Origin of the sequence: Rhodococcus sp. BH5 (assembly GCF_027583855.1) — a bacterium.
Lineage (GTDB): Bacteria > Actinomycetota > Actinomycetes > Mycobacteriales > Mycobacteriaceae > Rhodococcus_F > Rhodococcus_F qingshengii.
Genome location: NZ_JAJHVW010000029.1, coordinates 22,841 through 24,664 on the forward strand (window position 1 = coordinate 22,841; position 1,824 = coordinate 24,664).

The 1,824-nt window shown below is 62.1% G+C and carries 2 protein-coding genes; both read left to right on the forward strand.

The features are described from left to right. Positions 1–962, forward strand: a 962-nt coding sequence (locus tag RhoBH5_RS31295) for a hypothetical protein (RefSeq protein WP_270009441.1), incomplete at its 5' end; no start/stop codon positions are given. Next, entirely contained in the window at positions 962–1,696 is a 735-nt protein-coding gene (locus RhoBH5_RS31300; RefSeq protein ID WP_270009442.1) for a hypothetical protein, read from the forward strand. The genes RhoBH5_RS31295 and RhoBH5_RS31300, both read left to right, overlap by 1 nt. The last annotated feature ends 128 nt before the right edge of the window (positions 1,697–1,824 follow it).

Sequence of the window (1,824 nt, forward strand, 5' to 3'; positions counted from 1 at the left end):
TTACCGTCGAACCCGGACCACTCGTCGTCGAAATCCGCAGCGGCGTAGCCGATTCCAGGCCCAAGCTCGTGGTCGTGCCGATCGGTGTCGAGGAGATCACCCTCCAGGATCTACTCGAATCGGCCTACGTGTACGAACCGCCCGTCGTCTCACTGGTCAAGCAGTACCGCGACGAAATACTCGACATCGTCGCCACACCAGGACCCCAGGGAGAGCCCGGAGAGAAGGGGGAGCCGGGCGATCCCGGCGGCGTCACTTCCCTCGATGGCCTGACAGGGGAACTCACCAAGGAGCACATCGGCCTCGACCGCATCGACAACACCCCCGACCTCGACAAACCCCTCTCCCGTCCTACCCGGACGTTCGTCGAAGAATCGATCGCCCGTCACGACGAAACGATCACCACGAATCTGAACTCCGCCCTGGCCGACAAGCTCGACGAATCCGCCGTCCACGCCATCGCCTCCGCTGCCGCAGCTGCCATCGTCGACAATGCACCCGAAGCGCTCGACACCCTCGTCGAACTCGCCGCAGCACTGGGTAACAACCCCAACTTCGCCACCGACGTCCTCGAACTGATCGGCGCCAAAGCCCCCAAAGAACACACCCACGACGCCTCCGGGATCATCACCGGACACCTTCCCGTCCCCCGAGGCGGAACCGGACGGACAACAAACACCCCCGGATCATTTCTCGTCGGCAACGGAACAGAACCATGCCAACTGCTGACCCCCGACCAAACGCGCACCGCCATCGACGCCGCACCCGCCGAGCACCGCCACTACATGAACGACATCGACGGACTGATCGAAGCATTCAACAGCCTCGAAGAACTCTTCAATGCCAAAGTCGGCGCCTACCCCGGACAGAAAATCATCACCTGGATCGGGACACAAGCCGCATACGACGCACTACCGACAAGCGAGAAAACCGCAGTCGGATTCATCGGAGCGATCTACTGATGGCCTACCTCATCGGCAACGGCACCGCCACCAAACCCATGACCGCGATGTTCGTCGGCATCGGCACAGGCAAACTGGCCCCCGTCGAGAAAATCATGGCCGGAACAGGATCGGGAGCCACCCAGATATGGCCAGGCAAACGCATCTTCCACGACGACTTCGGCCTCGAAAACTTCTACCTCTCCACCAGCCGCTGGGCAAGCATCGGAACCGCACCGTACAACCTCATGCAATCCGGCGGAAACGGCTACCTCTGGGGATCGACTACAGATGGAACCTGGACCGGCCTCGCCGCATACCGCGAACCCACCGACACCTTCGATCAATACGTCAACGCCCGAATCGGCGTCACCGGAGCGACCACCCTACTCACCTCACTGCACGTGCACTCCGCCATCGACTGCTCGAGTTACGTCAGCGCAGAATGGCGCGGCAACACCATCACCCTGCGCGCACAAACACCACAAGGAAGTATCACCTGGGGCACTGCCACCATGACGCAAGCAGTCGGCAGACAATGGGAACTCACCGCACACGAAAACCCCGACACCGGAATCTTCACCTACACCGTCCACGCCAACGGCATCGACGTCATCCACTGGGACGACACCACCCACTACATCCCCAAGAACGCCACCACCAAACACCTCGGATGGGGCAGCCAATTCAGACGCGCCCTCTACATCGACAGTCGAGGACCGCGAATCTCCGAATGGCGCGGCGGCGACCTCTGACCCCCTTGGGTCCCACCCCCCAGAGAGCGCACAACTGAAGGGTGGGACGTGCGCGGCGGACCGACTCCCTCGATCGCCGCAGCGCAACCATACTATCCGACCCCGCCCGACCCCTGCACTCGCACGAC